This window comes from Achromobacter marplatensis, assembly GCF_049060505.1.
Taxonomy (GTDB): Bacteria; Pseudomonadota; Gammaproteobacteria; order Burkholderiales; family Burkholderiaceae_B; genus Achromobacter; species Achromobacter marplatensis_A.
On the sequence record NZ_JBMGRB010000002.1, the window covers coordinates 591150 to 607202 of the forward strand.

Below are 16053 nucleotides of genomic sequence, written 5' to 3' on the forward strand. Positions count from 1 at the left end.
TCACACCTCCATCGCGCGTTTGAACGCTTCGCCGACCCGGCGCGGGCCCGGGAAGTACGCCCATTCCTGCGCATGCGGATAGGGAGTGTCCCAACCGGTCACGCGCTCGACGGGCGCCTCCAGGTGATGGAAGCAGTGTTCTTGAACCAGCGAAATCAGTTCCGCGCCATACCCGCAGGTGCGCGTGGCTTCGTGCACCACCACGCAACGGCCGGTTTTCTTCACCGAGTTCACGATGGTTTCCAGGTCCAGCGGCCAAAGGCTGCGCAGATCAATCACTTCGGCGTCAATGCCGGTCTCTTCGGCGGCGGTCAACGACACATACACCGTGGTGCCATAGGTCAGCACCGTCAGCGCCTTGCCCGGCCGCACGATGGCGGCGGTGTCCAGCGGCACGGTGTAGTAACCGGTGGGCACCACGCTGCCCGGACGCCCGGTCCACGGCGTCACCGGGCGGTCGTGGTGACCGTCGAAGGGGCCGTTGTAGAGCCGCTTGGGTTCCAGGAAAATCACCGGGTCGTCGTTTTCGATCGAGGCGATCAGCAAGCCCTTGGCCTCATAGGGGTTGGACGGCATCACCGTGCGCAACCCGCAAACCTGCGTGAACATGGCTTCGGGGCTTTGGCTGTGCGTCTGCCCGCCGTAGATGCCGCCGCCGCAAGGCATGCGGATGGTCATCGGGGCGATGAACTCGCCCACCGAGCGGTAGCGCAGGCGCGCGGCTTCCGACACGATCTGGTCGGAAGCGGGATAGAAGTAGTCGGCGAACTGGATCTCGCATACGGGCCGCAGGCCATAGGCGCCCATGCCCACCGCCACGCCCACGATGCCGCCTTCCGAGATTGGCGTGTCGAACACGCGCGAGCTGCCGTACTTGGTCTGCAAGCCCTCGGTGCACCGGAACACGCCGCCGAAATAGCCGACGTCCTGGCCGAACACCACTACGTTGTTGTCACGCTCCAGCATCACATCCATGGCCGAGCGCAATGCCTGGATCATGGTCATCGGCGCAGAGGCCGGACCAGCGTTGTTATCAATTGCCATGATCAGACTCCGAGCTGCTGGCGCTGCCGGCGCAGATGCTCCGGCATGTCTTTGTAGACGTCTTCAAAGATGCTGGCCGCGCTGGGGACGTGGCCGTCCACCAGGGTGCCGTAGCTTTCCGCTTCCTTTTGTGCCGCGACGATCTCGGCGTCCAGTTCGGCGCGAACCGCATCGTGTTCGGCGTCGGACCAGATACCCAGGCCGATCAGATGCTTCTTGAAGCGTTCGATCGGGTCGCCCAGCGGAAAGTGCGCCCAGTCGTCGCCGGGGCGGTACTTGGAAGGGTCGTCGGAAGTCGAGTGCGGACCGGCGCGGTACGTCACCCATTCGATCAGGGTCGGGCCCAGGTTGCGGCGGGCGCGTTCGGCGGCCCAGCGCGAGGCGGAATAGACGGCCAGGAAATCATTGCCGTCCACCCGCAGCGACGCAATGCCGCAGCCCACGCCGCGGCCCGCGAAGGTCGCGCCCTCGCCGCCGGCGATAGCCTGGAAGGTGGAGATGGCCCATTGGTTGTTGACCACGTTCAGGATGACCGGCGCGCGGTACACGTGCGCGAACGTCAGTGCGGTGTGGAAGTCGGCTTCGGCGGTGGCGCCGTCGCCGATCCAGGCCGACGCGATGCGCGTGTCGCCCTTGATGGCGGACGCCATCGCCCAGCCCACCGCCTGGATGAACTGCGTGGCCAGGTTGCCGGAAATGGTGAAGAAACCGTTTGCCCGGTCGGAGTACATCACCGGCAGTTGGCGCCCCTTGAGCGGGTCGCGTTCGTTCGACATCAGCTGGCACATCATGGTGACCAGCGACACATCGCGCGACAGCAGGATGCTCTGCTGGCGGTAGGTCGGGAAACACATGTCGCCCTGTTCCAGCGCCAGCGCATGCGCCGTGCCAATGGCTTCTTCCCCCAGGCTCTGCATGTAGAACGAGATCTTCTTCTTGCGCTGCGCCGTCAGCATGCGGCCGTCGAAAATCCGGGTCTTCAGCATGGCCCGCATGCCCGCACGCAGTTGATCGTTGCTGATCTCGGGCGCCCACGGCCCAACCGCGCGGCCGTCGTCGTCGATCACCCGGACCAGGCTGTACGCCAGTCCGCCAGTATCGACCGCGGCAACATCAATGGGGGGCTTGGGCACCTCGCCGGGCGGCGACAGATGCAGATAGGAAAAGTCAGTCTTGCAACCCGGACGCCCGGTGGGCTCGGGGACGTGCAACTTCAGCGGCCCATATTGGCTCATATATTGTCTCCACGCTTGATCGTGTCATGCGTTTTCTTCCTACCAAGACATTGCCAAAGGCGTGTGACCTTAAGCGCTGCCATCGTCGGCCTGCGCATAGGGATAAATATGCGTGGCCGTCGACGAGATTAGCACAGGGGACGGGGTCGCCGAGACGGGCCAGCATGCATGCGGGCCCGTAACTCACTAGGGGTTTTCCAGCGTTTACCAGCGATAGCTCAGGGTGGCATATAGCGTGCGCGGATCGCCGTAGCGGCATCCCGTCGCCCCCGCGCAAGCCAGGTAGCCGCGGTTGAACAGATTGCGCGCATTCACCGTCAACGACAGGCCGGACATGGCGGGGTCCAGCGCGCCGAAGTCATAGCCGGCCAGGGCGTCAACCAGGAACTGGCCGGGCACATTCGCGGGGTAGCCTGGCAAATTCGTCGAGCTGGCATAACGCACGCCCGCGCCGACGGTCAGGCCCGGCACGCCGGCGGCGGTCAGGTTGTAGTCGGCCCAGATGGAGGCGTTGTGCAGCGGCACCAGCGCAATGCGCTGGTCGACCAGCGACGCCACCTTGCTGCGCGTGGTGCGGGCGTCGGTGTAGGCATAGCTGGCCGTCAGGTTCAAGGCGCCCAGGCGTGCCTTGGCTTCCAGTTCCAACCCCCGCGACCGCGCCCGGCCGGTCTGCACGGAGTACGTCGCGTCGGCCGGGTCGCCGGTCAGCGCATTGGTCTGCGTCAGGTCATAGACTGCCGCGCTGTACAGCATGTTGCCGCCCGGCGGCTCATAGCGCAGGCCCAGTTCGTACTGCGTGCCTTTGGTCGGCTTGAACGCGTTGCCCGCGCGATCCACGCCGATCGTCGGCGCAAACGACTGGCTGGCGCTAAGGTAAGGCGCCAGGCCGTTGTCGGCCAGGTACACCAGGCCCACGCGGCCGGTCGTGGCGCTGTCGCGCAGGCGTGTCGTGGCGCCGGTGGCGTAGTTCCTCTGGTCGGTATCGGCCCAATCCTGGCGGCCACCCAGCACCAGCACCCACTTGTCCTGGATCTTGATCTGATCTTGCAGGTACAAGCCCAGCGAATCGGAACGCGTATTGATGCCGTAGTCGGCGGCAGTGTTCAACGTCGGCACCGCGCCATATACGGGGTGATAGATGTCCGCCAACGCCGCCACGGTGCCGGCATGACGATGCGAGTCATAGCCGCTGCGGTAGTAGTCCAGCCCCGCCAGCACCGTGTGTTGCAACGGCCCGCCATCCAGCTTCAGTTCCAGCGACGTATCGGTTGCGACGCCATACGAGTGTTCGCTGCGGCTGACCACACCGCGCCGCAAGGTCCGGCCATTGGCCTGCAATGCGCCGAAGCTCAAATAGTCCCAAGTACCGTCCGCCGTGAAATACCGGGCGCTCTGGCGCAGCTTCACCCGGTCGTTGAACGCGTGCTCGAACGCGTAGCCGACGGTGTAGGTATCGGTGTCGTAGCGATCGAAATCCGGTTCGCCGATGAAGAGGTCGCGGGGGATCTGGCCGTTCAGGGTATTGGCGGCGGGCATGGGCGCGGCAAAGCGCGTGCGGATACGCTGATAGCTGGCCAACAGCGTCAGCGACGTGGCCGCAGAGGGCTGCCACGTCAAGGCTGGCGCCAGATAGGTCCGGTCGTCCGGCACATGGTCCACCCAGTTGTCCGCATTGCGGGCAAGGCCCGTCAGCCGGTACGTCCAGGCACCGTCCTCGGTCAGCGCCCCGGTGAAGTCGCCCGACACCTGGCGGCGCCCGTAGCTGCCGGTATCCAGGTTCAGTTCGCGCAGGGTATCGGCCGAGGGGCGTTTGCTGACGGTGTTGACCACGCCGCCCGGGCTCAGTTGCCCATACAGCACCGAAGAGGCGCCGCGCAACACCTCCACCCGTTCCAACCCGTAGGGTTCCTGCCCGCCGTCGTAGACGCTGGACTGCAGCTTCAGGCCATCGCGCAGTTGCCCGGAGTTCCCGGCGGCCACATTGAAGCCGCGCAGCATCAGGTCGTCCACCATGCGGCTGAAAGCAGGAGATTGCGCCGACACGCCGGGCGTGTAGCCCAGCGCATCCGCCACCGAACCCGCCTTGATTGCGCGGATCTGGTCGCTGGTGACGACCGATATGGATTGCGGCGTTTCGATCAGCGGCGTGTCCGTCTTGGTGCCCGACAGCGCGCGTTGCGCCACGTAGCCGTCCACATGCGCGGTGGGCGATTCGATAGAACCGGTCACGCGGACCGGCTCCAGCACCGTGGCGCCTTCGGGCGCGCGCCGCGCGCTCAGCGTGCCATTGGCCGTGACGGCCAGTTCCAGGCCACTGCCGGCAAGCGCGCGCCGCACCGCGTCTTCCACCGTGTAATCGCCAGCGATGGCCGGCGCCGTGCGGCCCGCCACCAGGGCGGGATCGACGGACACCGCGCGCCCGCTCTGGCGTGCGATGCGGGTCAGCGTATCGCCCAGGGCGCCGGCGGGCAGGTCGAAGCGCAGGACGGCGCGGGCGGCGGCAGGGCCGCCCGGTGGGGTTTGGGCATGGACCGCAGGCGCGGCCAAGGCAATGAACAGCGCGGCAGCCAAGGGCCGGAGCGGGCGACGATGAAACATGGATTCTCCTGCAACAGTTTGGTGTTTCAGGAGGGATGTCCAACGACGCGGACAAAAGTGATCATTTATTTTCTGAACGGGGATCGCGCAGGTCGATGCTGACGAACCACCCGCCCAGCGACGTGATGTCGATCGGCAGGGTTTGGCGCAGCGACTCCAGTGTGCGGCCCGTGTCGTCCAGCGGAAACGCCCCCAATACGCGCAGCCGCGCCGCAGCCGGCGTGATCCGGATGATGCCGCGCCGGTAGGGCCGCAACGCTTGCACCACCGCACCCAGGGGCTCGTCATGCACGACCAGCATGCCGCTTTGCCAGGCGGCGGCGTCGGCCAGTACGGGTTCCGGCGCGCCCAGGCCCTGCGCATCGAACCGCAAGCCCTCGCCTGCCCGCAGCACGCGGCGTTGGCCAGCGGCGCGCACTTCGACGCGATGCTCGACCACGCTGGCGACACAAGCCTCTTCTTCCCGAGCCACGCTGAACACCGTGCCCAGCGCCTGCACTTCGCCCTCGGCGGTCGAGACGATGAACGGCCGCGCAGCGTCGGGCGCCACGCGCGCATAGACCGCACCCGCCCGCAGGCGCACGCGGCGCATGCCGGCGCTGAAATCCAGATCCACGGCCGACCGCGCATTCAGCGTCAACTCGCTGCCGTCCGGCAAGGCATAGACGCGACGCTCGCCGGTGCCCGTGCGCAGGTCGGCGGTCAGCATCCCCAGCGGGGTCTGGCGATCGGCCAGCGCGGCCACTCCGCCCGCCGCCAGCGTCAAGCCCAGCGCATTGCGCAGCATCCGCCGCCTGGCAGGCGGGGTCAGCAAGGCGCGACCCGCCGCCTGGCGCTGCTCGCCCCCGTCAAGCGCCGCAAAAGAACCCTTGACGGCGGCGTTGACCTTGTTCCAGGCCGCGTCATGGCAAGGATCCGCCAGCCGCCACTGCTCGAATCGCGCACGGTCCGCGGCAGCCACGCTGCCCGACGACAACAGCACCATCCAATCCACGGCCGCTTCCAGATCGGCCGGCAGCAACGGCGCCGTCATGCGGCGAGGCGCGCCGCCACGCACAGCGTGATGGCCTGCTTCATATAGCGCCGTACCGTCATGACGGATACGCCGACACGCACGGCGATCTCGGCGTAGCTGAGTCCGTCAAGCTGGCTGTACAGGAAGGTCTGCCGCGCCTTGAGCGGCAGGCGTTGCAACGCGCGGTCGATATGCATCAGGGCCTCGACCACCAGTGCGCGGCTCTCTTCGCTGGCCACGGTGGCCGACGGCAAGGCGCCAAGGCTGTCGAGATAGGCGCGCTCCAACTCGCGGCGGCGCCAGAAGGTGAACAGGGTACGCTGCGCCAACGTGGTCAGGAACGCGCGTGGTTCGCGGATGGTGTCGGTCTGGCGGCCGGCCAGGACACGCACGAACGTATCGTGCGCCAGATCGGCCGCATCATGGCGGCATCCCAGCCTGCGCCGCAGCCACTCCTGCAACCAGGAGTGATGCGCGTCATACAGCTCGGCAGCGGAATGCTCCGTGGGCTGTGCGGATGAGGACATGGAAAGGCACCAGGCTAATTAACAATAAGAATTATTGTCATTTATTACCTGGCGCGCAAGCGTCCTATTTCAGGCGTGCCGCAATTTACGCCTATCGCGTTCAGACCGGACCGGTCCACTCCGTGACGAAGTCGCGGTAATCGGGACGATTGGCGGGCGGCACGGCGCAACCGGGCGTGCCGATGGCCAGATAGCCCAGGAAACGGTAATCCAGCGAATCCAGGCCCAGCGCGTTTTGCACATCTTCGACGTAGGTACCGACCCCGGTGCTCCAGAACGCGCCATAGCCCAGCATATGGACGGCGTTCAGGATGTTCATGACCGAGCAACCCGTGGCCAGCAGTTGCTCGTGTTCGGGGATCTTGGTGTTGTCGTGCGCGATCTTCTGCGCCACGGCGATGAACAGCGGCACGCCTGCCATCCATTCGCGCACCGACTTTTCCTTTTCAGGCGTCATCCGCGGGTCGCCGCTGCGCTTGACCGCTTCCAGCGCCACATCCGCCAGCTTGCCGATGGCCTCGCCCTGGATCACGACAAAACGCCACGGGCGCAGCGCGCCATGATCGGGCGCCGACATGGCGGCTTGCAGGATTTGTTCAAGTTCGGCGGGCTTGGGCGCCGGACCGCGCAGAAACTTCACGGAACGGCGCGTGGTCAGGGCGTGCAGCGGAGTGGCAGTGGTGGTTACGGTCATTGATTCGGGCGCAAATGGGAAAGAAACAGATTCTCATATTAAGCGATGGCGGCAGCCGAGGCGGGTATCCCCCGGCCCGCAGCAAGGGCATCAGCCCAGGTGCGTATGCCGCTCCTGGCGTTCTTCGACCTGCATTTCAGAGAGGCCATGCAGGATGCCGCAGTCTTCCGCGTCGGGGTGCGCGGACAGGCAGCGTTGCCGCAATTCGGTCAGTTGCGTCTTCAGTTGCGTCAGTTCGGCAATGCGTTCATCCACGTGCGAAATGTGCTCGTCGAACAGTTCGTTAATGGGGCCGCAGCCGGTCTGATGGTTGTCGGCCAGCGACAGGATGGCGCGGATTTCGTCCTGCGTCATGTCCAGCGCCCGGCAGTTCCGGATCAGCCGCAGCCGTTCCAGATGCGGTTGCCCGTAGCTTCGATAGTTGTTCAGGCCGCGTTCCGGGGCGGGCAGCAGCCCTTCTTTCTCGTAGTACCTGACCGTTTCGACGGTGGTGCCGGCCGCCGTGGCCAATTCGCCAATACGCATCACGCCTCCTGGATCGCATCCGCTTGAAATAAGGGGTTGACCCTATAGTAACTCCAAGGTGTGGAATACGGCCATCAGCTTACATAAGGCGAAGAAGATGTCCCTCCCTCCTGTCAAAACCCTCAACTCCCAGCCCGCCGGGCACGACGGCGCCTGCTGCGGCAGCGGGCAAGGCGAACACGCACACGGCAAGGCGGGTCACGTTCACGCAACGGACGGCGGGAGCCACGGGCGCGCGCACGATCACGACCATGACCACGCTCATGACCATGACCACGATCACGATCACGATCACGGCCACAAGCATGACCACGGCCATGATCACGGCCATCGCCACGCGCAACCGGAGGCGGCTTGCTGCAGCCACGCCCAAAGCATGGAGAACATGTCGCTCTCTGGCGACGGTGGCGCCACGCTTGTCGCCGGGCCCGGCCAGTTGCTGGCACGCCTGCGCATCGGCCAGATGGATTGCCCCACCGAGGAAACGCTGATCCGCAAGAAGCTGGGCGGCCTGGATGGCGTGCATGCGCTGGACTTCAACCTGATGCAGCGCGTGCTGACGGTGGTGCACGCCGAGGGCGCGCTGGACCGCATCATGGCCGCCATCAAGTCGCTGGACATGACGCCGGAACCCCTGACCGACGGCGCGGCGCGTCCCGCTGCCCCCGACGCCAAACCCGTGAACTGGTGGATGATCGGCGGCTCGGGCGTGCTGGCCGCCTTGTCGGAGTTTTCGCATTTTGCCGGTTGGCCGCTGGGCGCCACCGCGGCATTCGCCGTGGCCGCCATTCTGGCTTGCGGCCTTACCACGTACCGCAAGGGCTGGATCGCCGTGCGCAACGGCAACCTCAACATCAATGCCTTGATGAGCATTGCCGTGACCGGCGCCGTGCTGATCGGCCAATGGCCAGAAGCGGCCATGGTGATGTTCCTGTTCAACGTGGCCGAATTGATCGAGGCGCGTTCGCTGGACCGCGCCCGCAACGCCATCCGCGGGCTGCTGGACCTGGCTCCCGAAACGGCGACCGTGCGCCAGGCAGACGGCCGCTGGCTTGAAGTGCCCGCCGCGCAATTGCAGGTAGGCGACGTGGTGCGCGTGCGCCCCGGCGAACGTATTGCCGCCGACGGCATCATCGTCAGCGGCAGTTCGGCCGTGGACCAGTCGCCCATCACCGGCGAAAGCCTGCCCGTGGAAAAAACGCAGGACGATCCGGTATTCGCGGCCACCGTGAACGCGTCGGGCTCGTTCGAATACCGCGTGACCGCGGCCGCCGGCAACACGACGCTGGCCCGCATCATCCACGCCGTCGAACAAGCGCAGGGCGCCCGCGCGCCGACCCAGCGCTTCATCGACCGCTTCTCGCACATCTATACGCCCGTCGTGGTGGCCGTGGCCGTGCTGGTAGCCGTGGCGCCGCCCCTGCTTTGGGGCCAGCCGTGGTTCGATGCGATCTACCGCGCGCTGGCGCTGCTGATCATCGCCTGCCCCTGCGCGCTGGTGATTTCCACGCCGGTCAGCATCGTCAGCGGCCTGACCGCCGCCTCGCGGCGCGGCATTCTGGTCAAGGGCGGCGTATACCTGGAAGAAGGCCGCAACCTGAAGTGGTTGGCGCTGGACAAGACCGGCACCCTGACGCACGGTAAACCGGTGCAGACGGACTTGCAGGAATGGGATGTGTCCGACCAAGCCCGCCAGCCCGCCGCCCTGATCGCCGCAAGCCTGGCCGCCCGTTCCGACCACCCGGTGTCGCTGGCGGTGGCCAATGCGGCCCGCGACGCGGGCGAGACCTTATTGGAGGTCGACGCCTTCACGGCCCTGCCCGGCCGCGGCGTCAGCGCCCAGATCGACGGCGTGACCTACCAATTGGGCAACCGCCGCCTGATGCGCGAACTGGGCGTGTCGAGCCCCAAGCTGGAAGCTCGCCTTGACGAACTCGAACGCCAGGGCAAGAGCGCCATCGCGCTGACCGACGGCCACCGGGTGATGGCGTTGGCCGCCGTGGCCGACACGGTCAAGCCCACCAGCGCGGCCGCCATCGCCGACCTTCACTCGCTGGGCGTGCGCACCCTGATGCTGACGGGCGACAACACCCCTACCGCCCAGGCCATCGCAAAACAGGTAGGCATCGACGAAGCTCGTGGCGATCAATTGCCTGAAGACAAGTTGGCCGCCATCGAAAGCAAACTGGGGCCCAGCGGGCGCGTGGGCATGGTGGGCGACGGCATCAACGACGCGCCCGCACTGGCCCGCGCCGACATCGGCTTTGCGATGGGCGCCGCCGGCACGGGCACGGCCATCGAAACCGCCGATGTGGCGCTGATGGACGACGACCTGCGCAAGATCGGGACGTTCCTGCGCCTGTCCCGCGCGACCCATCGGGTACTGATGCAGAACATCACGCTGGCGCTGGGTATCAAGGTGGTATTCCTGACGCTTGCCATGACCGGCAACGCGACGCTGTGGATGGCGGTGTTTGCCGATGTCGGCGCCAGCCTGCTGGTGGTCGCCAACGGCCTGCGCCTGCTGCGCGCGACAGCCTGACGCGCAACGCGTCACGATGGGAAACGAATGGACGGGCGATCAGCCCGTCTGTTCTTCCTGCGGCCAATCACGCAGCACAGGCGCATCCGGCGCGCCGGGCCCCACATCGCGCAGATGCTCGTGCTGCAACAGCGCCATACGGTAAGCGTCGCGGTAGGCGCCATTGGAAAAGAACTCTTCCTTCAGCAATCCCTCGATCTGAAAGCCGCAGCGTTCGTACACGTGCACGGCCGCCATGTTGTCCTTGTCCACCACCAGGTAGACCTTGTGCAGGTTCAGCACGCGGAACGCATAGCCCACCGCGATGCGGGTCGCCGCTTTGGCGTAGCCCCGGCCCTGATAACTGGGCGCGATGATGATCTGGAATTCCGCGCGGCGGTGGATGTAGTCGATTTCCACCAGTTCCACCAGGCCCGCGGGTTGGCCGGTGTCGTGTTCGATGATGAAACGCCGCTCGTTCTGGTCATGCAAGTGGCGGTCATAAAGGGCAACCAGTTCGTCGTAGGCCTCGTAGGGCTCTTCGAACCAATAACGCATGATGACGTCGTTATTGTTGATCTTGTGCACGAAGTGCAGGTCGCCGCGCTCCAGGGGGCGTATTTTGATATCGGATATGACCGACATAGAAACCTCCGAAAGTGCCGCAATTGTATTCGAATCCGCCTAAAACGCCCTTTTCATGGGCATTTCGGTATTTTATTGGCCATTTACGGGCCTCTTGGAGCATAACTGCCCGGACACCGTTGTTATGGCTTGATCTAAAAAACACAAAACATGAAAAACCAGCATCATTCAAAGCCGCGAACCCGATGCGGATACGGATACGGATGCCGGCGATCGTCCGTCCACCCCATGACGATTCACCCCTGTTTTCCGGATGCCTGCCCGCTTCTCTCGTGCCACACTGCCGGATAGTTGCGCGCTATCCCAATGAACAAGAGGAAACGACATGCATATCCTGGTGGCAGGTTTTCAGCACGAAACCAATACCTTTGCGCCCTCCAAGGCCGGCTACGACAATTTCGTCCGGGGTGAAGGCTTTCCCGCCATGGTGCGCGGCGAAGATATGCTCGCGCTGCGCTTAGTGAACATTCCTGCCGGCGGGTTCCTCAACGCCATCCAGGCCCAGGGCCACACGGTCCGCACCGTGATCTGGGCGGGCGCCAGCCCTTCCGCGCACGTCACCCGCGACGCCTACGAACGCATCGCCGGAGAAATCATCGACGCCGCGCGTGCCGGCCCCTATGACGCCGTCTATCTGGATTTGCACGGCGCGATGGTCACCGAACACCTGGACGACGGCGAGGGCGAGCTGCTGGCGCGCGTGCGCCGGGTCGTGGGGCCCGGCGTACCCATCATCGCGAGCCTGGATCTGCACGCCAACGTCACCGCGGAAATGCTGCGCGAAGCCGACGGGCTGGCCGCCTTCCGCACGTATCCCCACGTGGATATGGCGGACACCGGCGAACACGCCGCGCGCCTGCTGCTGGCGCGCATCGCGGCGGGCCAACGCTGGGTGCGCAGCGAACGCCGCCTGCCCTTCCTGATTCCCATCAACGGCATGTGCACGATGCTGCAACCGTCGCAAGGCGTGTACGACGCGCTGGCGCAACTGGAGCAGACGCCTGGGGTCGCGTCCATTTCGTTCGCTCCCGGTTTTCCGGCGGCGGACTTCCCGGAGTGCGGTCCGGTGGTCTGGGCCTACGGCACCGATGCGGCGGCGGTCGAACAGGTCACGGAAACGCTGTACCGCCAAGTGCTGGAACTGGAGCCGCAATGGTCGCCCGATTTCCTTGAACCCGCCGAAGCCGTGCGGCGTGCGCAGGCGCTGGCGGCGGGCGCATCGCGTCCTGTCGTCATCGCCGACACGCAAGACAATCCGGGCGCGGGCGGCGACGCCAACACCACGGGCATGCTACGCGCGCTGGTAGAAGCGGATGCGCAGAACGCGGCGTTGGGGCTTTTCTATGACCCCGACGCCGTGCGCGCCGCCACCGCCGCCGGGGTCGGCAAGACGGTCACGCTACGCTTGGGCGGCCAATCAGGCGTTGCCGGCGACTCGGCTTTCGAAGGCGAATTCCTGGTGGAAACGCTATCGCCCGGCAAGCTGCGCTTCGATGGCCCGATGATGCACGGCATGGATGTGGACCTGGGCGCCGTGGCCGGCCTGCGGATTGGCGGCGTGCGCGTCGTGGTCAGCGCCAGCAAGGCGCAGATGCTGGACCGCAACCTGTTCCGCGTGGGCGGCGTGCAGCCCGAAGAAATGGGGATACTGGTCGTGAAGAGCTCGGTGCATTTCCGCGCCGACTTCCAGCCCATCGCGCACGAGGTGCTGGTGGCCAAAGCGCCCGGGCCCATGCAGGCCGACCCGGCGGATCTGCCGTGGACCCGCTTGCAGCCGGGCATCCGCGTGCGCCCGCAAGGCCAACCGTTCGGCGGGTGACGGGGGCCATGGCCCTGGCGCGGACTTCCGGGCCAGGCGCCCCGGCCCCGCGGCTTACTTCAGCTTGCCCTGCGGGCTGACGAAGTCTTCCAGGGTCAGGCCCTTTTCTTTCAGGATGGCTTCCAACAGCGGTTGCAACTTGCCCAGGCTTTCCTGGACGGTTTCGCGCACGGTGTCCACCACCACCTGCGTGCTGCGTTCGATTTCGATGTTGACGAAATCGCCCACCTGTTTGTCTTCAAAGACGGTCATGCGGCGGGTTTCGGGAATCAGCCAGACTTCGAACCAGCCTTCGGCGCGGTTCACTTCCGACACGGTCAGGCTGGCGCCGTTGATGGCGATATAGCCCTTGGCGAACACGTACTTGCGGAAATCCGGGGGGATGCTGAAGCGCATCAGGCGATTGGTGTCGGACGACTTCACCATGATCACTTCGGACGTGAAGTCCACATGCCCGGACAGCGGATGCCCGCCGATCTCGGCCCCGTCCCTGGCGGCGCGCTCGACGTTGGCGCGGTCGCCTTCGGCGTAGCTGCCCAACGTGGTGATGGCCAGGCTTTGCAGCATGACATCGAAGGTGGCCTGATTGTCCGGCAGCAGTTCCGTGACGGTCAGGCAAACGCCGTCCGTCGAAACGCTGGCGCCAATGGCCAGGTCGACACAGAAACCAGGGGGGAATTCCAGCGTGAAGGTGCGCAGGCCTTCGCGATCCGCGATCTTCGCGATCTTCGCGGTGCCTTGAACAATACCGGTGAACATACGGATCCTGAATACGGGGCGGCAGGCCCCTGAAGCAAAACATCAACGTTAACCGATATTTTGCCAGGAACCGCCCCGCAAGACCGGGTGGCGGACGCCACCCGCCGCGATATCAATGACGGATCGCGATGGTCTTCAGCGTCGTGAAGCCATACAGCGCTTCGAAGCCTTTTTCACGGCCATAGCCCGACTGGCGCGAACCGCCGAACGGCAGTTCCACGCCACCGCCAGCGCCGTAGTTGTTCACGAACACTTGGCCGGCGCGCAGCTTGCGGGCCAGGCGCATCTGGCGCGCGCCGTCGCGGGTCCACACGCCCGCCACCAGGCCGTACAGCGTGCCGTTGGCGATTTCCAGCGCTTCTTCCTCGGTGTCGAACACCATGGCGGCCAACACGGGGCCGAACACTTCTTCCTGCGCCAGGCGGCTATCGGGCGGCACGTCGCGAAACAGCACGGGCGGCTGGTAATAGCCGGATTCCGGCGTGCCGTTGGCAAGCTGGCCGCGCGCGGCGACCTTCAGGCCTTCGGCCTCGGCTTCCGCCAGGAAACCGCGCACGCGGTCGTGCTGGCGGGCGCTGATCAGCGGCCCCACGTCCAGGTCTTGCGCCGCCGGGCCGGTGACGGTGGCCGAGAACGCATCCGACAAGCGCTTGAGCACGGTTTCGTACACGCCACGCTGAATCAGCACGCGGCTACCCGCCGAGCAGGTCTGGCCGGCGTTTTGAATGATGGCGGCCAACAGCACCGGCATGGCGGCGTCCAGGTCGGCATCGTCGAACACGACTTGCGGCGACTTGCCACCCAGTTCCAGCGTGACCGGCACATGGTTTTCCGCGGCGGCGTGCGCCACCATCTTGCCCGTCTGCGGCGAACCGGTGAACGAAATGTGGTCGATGCCCGGATGCGCGGTCAGCGCCGCGCCGGCCTCGTGGCCATAGCCGGTGACGATGTTCAGGGCGCCGGCGGGCAGGCCCACTTCGGCGGCGATCTCGGCCAGCTTCAACAGCGACAGGCACGCGTCTTCGGCGGGCTTGACCACGCAGGCATTGCCCGCGGCCAGCGCCGCGCCGACGCTGCGGCCGAAGATCTGCAAGGGGTAGTTCCAAGGCACGATGTGGCCGGTGACGCCATGCGCTTCGCGTATGGTCAGCACCGTGAAACCTGGAGTGTAGGGAATGGTCTCGCCATGCAGCTTGTCGACCGCACCGGCGTAGAACTCGAAATAGCGCGCCACCGCCGCGGCATCCGCGCGCGCCTGCTTGATGGGCTTGCCCGTATCGGCCGATTCCAGCTGCGCCAATTCCTCCTGGCGGTCCAGCAGCGCGAACGCGATGCGCATCAGCAACCGGCTGCGCGCGGCCGGCGCCATCTGACCCCAGTCGCCTTCAAACGCCTCGCGGGCAGCCTGCACGGCGCGGTCGATATCCGCTTCGCCCGAACGGGCGATCGCCTCGAAGGCCTTGCCATCGGACGGGTTCAGGACGGGAATGGTTTCACCGGCGGCAGCAGCCACCCATTGGTTGGCGATAAAGTTCTTCTGAGTCACGATGTGCGGAGTAAAGTAGCGGCCCAATGGCCGGTTGCGAAAAGGACACGTGAGGCAGCGATGGCGTCACGCAGCACGGAGCAATGGTTTCAAGCAAGGTACGAGAGGCCACCGCAACTTGTCAATTGAATTGACAGCTTTTATCCCAAGCTTCAGGACATTTCCCTGGCGCCTCGGGTAATCCCTAATATTTCAAGGATTCACGTGTGAATCCCTTCCCGCCGCAACTTGTCATCCTGAATGACAAGCGCGGCACACTAAACAGGAGCGCGCTGATGAGCGATGTGCGTGACCCGCAGCTGGAATCGTTGTTGGAAGCCGCCGCCCGCCCCCGTCCGGAACTGGACGTGCTGGCCGACGTGGCATCTGGCATGGGGTATGTGCGCGCCGAGCGCTTTGCCGAACGCGTGTACGAAAGCCTGTTCTACGCCATTGCCACCGGCAAGATCGCGCCCGGCAACAAGCTGCCCACGGAATTGGAACTGGCCGCGTTGTTCGAGGTGTCGCGCCCCGTGGTCCGGCAAGCGCTGGACCGTTTACGCGACGACAAACTGGTGGACTCCGTCCGCGGGTCCGGCACCTACGTGCGCGCCAAGCCCGACCTGATGGGCGGCATGCCCGCCGTGGACCCCGCGCGCCGCGTCGGCCATATCCTGGAAGGCCTGGAACTGCGCATGGTGATCGAGCCCGAATGCGCCTATTTGGCCGCCCTGCGCCGCAGCGCGGACGACCTGCGCGAAATGGACCGGATGCTGACGGGCTACGAAGAAGCCGACGCCTCGGGCGCCATCGCCCACCATCACGACTACGGCTTTCACCGCGCCATCGCGGCCGCCACCAGCAACCAGCGCTTCGTGCAAGTGTTGAAATCGCTGGAATACGACGTCAGCCACGCCGTGAACGTCATGCGCCATCTCGTCCACAGCGAACCCTGGAAGCGCACCCGCGCCGCCATCGACGAACACCGACACATCTACCTGTTGATCCTGCAACAGGACGCGGACGGCGCCCGCAATGTCATGCGCGCGCACATCGAAAAAGCGAAGAGCCGGATGCTGAACAGCGGCTCCGAGCATTGATCGCGTATTTCCAAATGCAGCGGCCGGAAACGCCCGCGCGCTAGCG

General features: G+C 65.6%; 14 protein-coding genes. 3 read left to right on the plus strand and 11 right to left on the minus strand.

Translation table 11 applies throughout. The annotated features are described in order from the left end of the window. The 8 genes from ACI0FO_RS07490 to ACI0FO_RS07525 all read right to left on the minus strand — a co-directional run bounded on the left by ACI0FO_RS07490 (position 1) and on the right by ACI0FO_RS07525 (position 8005). Positions 1 to 1044 carry an alpha-ketoacid dehydrogenase subunit beta gene (locus ACI0FO_RS07490; protein ID WP_416025418.1) on the minus strand — a complete coding sequence of 348 codons (1044 nt, stop codon included), beginning with the start codon at positions 1042 to 1044 and terminating at the stop codon, positions 1 to 3. A 2-nt stretch (positions 1045 to 1046) separates the two neighbouring features. Then, on the minus strand, positions 1047 to 2279 hold the full coding sequence (locus tag ACI0FO_RS07495; protein WP_105560109.1) for a 3-methyl-2-oxobutanoate dehydrogenase (2-methylpropanoyl-transferring) subunit alpha: 1233 nt from the start codon (positions 2277 to 2279) through the stop codon (positions 1047 to 1049). Positions 2280 to 2483: 204 nt separating this feature from the next. Further along, positions 2484 to 4877 carry a TonB-dependent siderophore receptor gene (locus tag ACI0FO_RS07500; RefSeq protein WP_416025421.1) on the minus strand — a complete coding sequence of 798 codons (2394 nt, stop codon included), beginning with the start codon at positions 4875 to 4877 and terminating at the stop codon, positions 2484 to 2486. Positions 4878 to 4938: 61 nt separating this feature from the next. Next, on the minus strand, positions 4939 to 5910 hold the full coding sequence (locus tag ACI0FO_RS07505) for a FecR domain-containing protein (RefSeq protein ID WP_416025423.1): 972 nt from the start codon (positions 5908 to 5910) through the stop codon (positions 4939 to 4941). Then, a complete protein-coding gene (locus tag ACI0FO_RS07510; RefSeq protein ID WP_416025425.1) occupies positions 5907 to 6419 on the minus strand; it encodes a sigma-70 family RNA polymerase sigma factor in 513 nt (170 codons plus the stop codon). Before ACI0FO_RS07510 ends, ACI0FO_RS07505 begins: the two co-directional genes overlap by 4 nt. A gap of 100 nt (positions 6420 to 6519) precedes the next feature. Then, the gene (locus ACI0FO_RS07515; RefSeq protein WP_416025427.1) at positions 6520 to 7113 is read right to left on the minus strand and encodes a nitroreductase family protein; all 594 of its coding nucleotides are present in this window, start codon (positions 7111 to 7113) and stop codon (positions 6520 to 6522) included. A gap of 90 nt (positions 7114 to 7203) precedes the next feature. After that, positions 7204 to 7638, minus strand: coding sequence for a Cd(II)/Pb(II)-responsive transcriptional regulator (cadR, locus tag ACI0FO_RS07520; protein WP_416025429.1), 435 nt, complete (start codon positions 7636 to 7638; stop codon positions 7204 to 7206). 79 nt (positions 7639 to 7717) lie between these two features. Next, positions 7718 to 8005, minus strand: coding sequence for a hypothetical protein (locus ACI0FO_RS07525; RefSeq protein WP_416025431.1), 288 nt, complete (start codon positions 8003 to 8005; stop codon positions 7718 to 7720). Between the two features lie 9 nt (positions 8006 to 8014). On the opposite strand from ACI0FO_RS07525, the gene ACI0FO_RS07530 reads away from it, so the two are divergent. Next, positions 8015 to 10180: a heavy metal translocating P-type ATPase gene (locus tag ACI0FO_RS07530; RefSeq protein WP_416025433.1), complete on the plus strand. Its 2166-nt coding sequence runs from the start codon at positions 8015 to 8017 to the stop codon at positions 10178 to 10180. Between the two features lie 39 nt (positions 10181 to 10219). Here ACI0FO_RS07530 and speG read toward each other — a convergent pair whose 3' ends face one another. Next, positions 10220 to 10804, minus strand: coding sequence for a spermidine N1-acetyltransferase (speG, locus tag ACI0FO_RS07535; protein WP_105560101.1), 585 nt, complete (start codon positions 10802 to 10804; stop codon positions 10220 to 10222). Between the two features lie 325 nt (positions 10805 to 11129). Here speG and ACI0FO_RS07540 point away from each other — a divergent pair, with 325 nt between their 5' ends. Further along, positions 11130 to 12623 (plus strand): M81 family metallopeptidase, encoded by a 1494-nt coding sequence (locus tag ACI0FO_RS07540; protein WP_416025435.1) that lies wholly within the window; start codon positions 11130 to 11132, stop codon positions 12621 to 12623. Between the two features lie 54 nt (positions 12624 to 12677). On the opposite strand, the gene ACI0FO_RS07545 is transcribed toward ACI0FO_RS07540, so the two are convergent. Next, the gene (locus ACI0FO_RS07545) at positions 12678 to 13382 is read right to left on the minus strand and encodes a riboflavin synthase subunit alpha (RefSeq protein ID WP_416025437.1); all 705 of its coding nucleotides are present in this window, start codon (positions 13380 to 13382) and stop codon (positions 12678 to 12680) included. A gap of 112 nt (positions 13383 to 13494) precedes the next feature. Then, a complete protein-coding gene (locus ACI0FO_RS07550) occupies positions 13495 to 14931 on the minus strand; it encodes an aldehyde dehydrogenase family protein (RefSeq protein ID WP_416025687.1) in 1437 nt (478 codons plus the stop codon). Between the two features lie 272 nt (positions 14932 to 15203). Between ACI0FO_RS07550 and ACI0FO_RS07555 the strand changes: the two genes are divergently transcribed. Then, positions 15204 to 16007: a FadR/GntR family transcriptional regulator gene (locus ACI0FO_RS07555; protein ID WP_416025439.1), complete on the plus strand. Its 804-nt coding sequence runs from the start codon at positions 15204 to 15206 to the stop codon at positions 16005 to 16007. Positions 16008 to 16053: the final 46 nt, after the last annotated feature.